Below are 2,992 nucleotides of genomic sequence, written 5' to 3' on the forward strand. Positions count from 1 at the left end.
CCTCGGGGCTCGACGAGCGGGTCAGCATCGGCGCGATGATCGAGGAGCCGAGATTGACGCCGAGGATAAGAACGACGCCGAGTTCAGGCGTGATCAGGCCGCGGCCCGCCAGCGTCGCCATCAACAGCACCGCCGCGATGCTCGACTGGAACAGCCAGGTGATCAGCGCCGCCAGCAGATAGGCGGTGATGGAATCGGTCGAGAAGTAGTTGATGATGACCGGCATGAGCTGGCTGTTGCGCAGCGGCTCAGACGCCTGTCCGATCATCTCCAGCGACAGGATCAAAAGGCCGATGCCGACCAGAATGCGGCCGGTCTGGCGCCAGTCGCGCCGCTCGGTGGCCATGAACATGACCGTGCCGGTGATCAGGCACAGCGGCACCAGCAAGGTGAGGTCGAAGGTCAGCAGCTTGACCACCAGCGCAGAGCCGATCTCGGCGCCGCGCACTGCCAATTGGCCCGCGGCGCCCGAGACGATGCCAGAGCCGGCGAAGGAGCCGACCAGCAGCGTGACGGCGGTGGAGCTTTGCAGGGCGATGGCAAGGCCGGTGCCGGCCAGCACCGCCATGATCGGATTGCGCATGGTGGCGCGCAGGCGATGGCGCAGCACGTCGCCATAGGCGCGTTCGACGCCGGTCTTCACCATGCGGGTGGCAAACAGCATCAGCGCCACGGCGCCGGCCAGATGCAGAAGGACGACGGACCCGCTCATTTCGTCCCCCGCATGCAAACCGGATGCGCGTCCTGTTTGGCGTGGCGATCAGAAGGGAAAACGAGGGTACGAATCATGTTCATGGCGGTGGCTTATAATAGCTCGAATATTTTAGCCGGATAATAAAATCTTGTCGATTTCAAGGGCCGTTGCAGCGCGACGGGCGGTGTCGGAAAATGGACGGACGCGCAAATGGTTGCATTGCGGGGCGGACGCGAAGCAACGGATAGGCCGAGTTAGCAGCGCGACAGACTCCTGACCTTTGCGATTATGTTCAGCTCTATCGGGTAAATCAAGGAATTCATTACGCAATTGTAATGCAGGCGTTCAGTTTCGGTTCATCGGTGGCCCGCTATTCCTCTGGCATCGACAACCAAGGAGACTTCTCTTGAAACGCATTGTCCTTTCCGCACTCGCTTTCTCGATGCTGGCCGCTACGTCGCTCACCGGCCAAGCCGCACCGCTGAACGCACCGAACGCTCCGCAGTCGAACTACAGCCAGGTCGACTGGCAAAAGCCCACCAACAGGGATGTCAAGAAGCGCTTCATCCAGAAGCGCGTCATCCATAAGAAGGTCATCGTAAAGCGCAACAACTGGCGCAACGGCCACAAATATTCAGGCTGGAGACAGCACCAGCCGATCCGCGACTACGGCCGCTACGGCCTGCATCGTCCCGGCCGCGGCCAGGAATGGATCCGCGTCGGCAACGACTATGTGTTGGTCGGTGTGCTCTCCGGCGTCATTTTCGGCGCGCTTGCCGCGCACTGATCGCTCCCCAGGCGGATATTGGAAAGAGGCGGCCCGCAACGGCCGCCTCTTTTGCCTGTGGAAACCGGGTATGGCCCGCATTAAGGGTCGTCGGATTTCGCGGGTATGATTATATAATCGGGAAACGAGTTCCCCGATGCGCTTTCCACCCGCCTTCCTCGACGAGATACGCGACCGCGTGCCGATTTCATCGGTGATCGGCCAGCGCGTTGCGTGGGACAGGAAGAAAACCAACGCGCCGCGCGGCGACTATTGGGCGTGCTGCCCGTTTCATGGCGAGAAGAGCCCGTCCTTCCACTGCGAGGACAAAAAGGGCCGCTATCACTGTTTCGGCTGTTCGGTTTCGGGCGATCATTTCAAGTTCCTCACCGAACTCGATGGGATGAGCTTTCCCGAAGCGGTCGAAAAGATCGCCGACATGGCCGGTGTGCCGATGCCGGTTCGCGATGCGCAGGAGGAGCGGCGCGAAAAGGAACGCGCCAGCCTGACAGACGTCATGGAGATGGCCACCACCTTCTTCCAGGAACGGCTGCAGGGGCCGGAAGGCGCCAAGGCGCGTGCCTATCTGCGCGACCGCGGACTGACGCCGGCGACGCAGCAATCGTTCCGGCTCGGTTTTGCGCCCGACAGCCGCAATGCGCTGAAGGAGCATCTCGCCGCCAAGGGCGTGCCCAAGGCCGACATCGAGGCTTGTGGACTGGTACGCCACGGCGACGACATCCCGGTTTCCTATGACTGGTTCCGTGACCGCATCATGTTCCCGATTCCGGATTCCCGGGGCAAGATCATCGCCTTCGGCGGCCGTGCTTTGCAGCCGGACGCGCTGGCCAAATACATGAACTCGCCTGACACCGAGCTCTTCCACAAGGGCAACGTACTCTATAATTTCGCCCGCGCCCGCAAGGCCTTGGCCAAGGGCGGCACGGTCATCGCCGTCGAAGGCTATATGGACGTGATCGCGCTGGCGCAGGCCGGCTTCGAGAATGTCGTGGCGCCGCTCGGCACCGCGCTTACCGAGAACCAGCTCGAACTGCTCTGGCGCATGGCGCCGGAGCCGATGCTGTGCTTCGACGGCGACAAGGCCGGGCTGAAGGCAGCGTGGCGGGCCGCCGACATGGCGCTGCCATCTGTGCAGGCCGGCCGTTCGGCGCGCTTCGCGCTGCTGCCGGAAGGCAAGGATCCCGACGATCTGGTCAAGGCCGAAGGACCGGATGCGTTTCGTCGCGTGCTGGCCGAGGCGCGGCCGCTGGTCGACCTTTTGTGGATGCGTGAGACGGCGGGCGGCGTCTTCGATACGCCGGAGCGGCGGGCCGAACTCGAGAAGACGCTGCGCGAGCTGACCAGCCGCATCCGCGACGAAAGCCTGCGCTACCACTACCAGCAGGAGATGCGCGAGCGTGTGCTGAGCTTCTTCGGCTCGCAGCGCAGTGGGCGTCAAGGTCGGCAGGACTGGAAACAGGGCCAGGGCAAGACGGCCGCGCCCGGCGGGCAGTTCGCCAAAGGCGGTGGCG

Annotated in this window: 3 protein-coding genes; 2 read left to right on the forward strand and 1 reads right to left on the reverse strand. The window is 63.1% G+C overall.

Translation table 11 applies throughout. The annotated features are described in order from the left end of the window. The coding region (locus EN939_RS27710) for a Na/Pi cotransporter family protein (RefSeq protein ID WP_164751273.1) at positions 1-712 on the reverse strand (712 nt) is incomplete at its 3' end. Positions 713-1,100: 388 nt separating this feature from the next. Between EN939_RS27710 and EN939_RS27715 the strand changes: the two genes are divergently transcribed. Further along, positions 1,101-1,481 (forward strand): RcnB family protein, encoded by a 381-nt coding sequence (locus EN939_RS27715; protein ID WP_127270906.1) that lies wholly within the window; start codon positions 1,101-1,103, stop codon positions 1,479-1,481. 136 nt (positions 1,482-1,617) lie between these two features. After that, on the forward strand, positions 1,618-2,992 hold a 1,375-nt coding region (gene dnaG / locus EN939_RS27720; RefSeq protein WP_127270908.1), incomplete at its 3' end, for a DNA primase.

It is taken from the genome of Mesorhizobium sp. M7A.F.Ca.CA.002.05.1.1 (genome assembly GCF_003998335.1).
GTDB lineage: Bacteria > Pseudomonadota > Alphaproteobacteria > Rhizobiales > Rhizobiaceae > Mesorhizobium.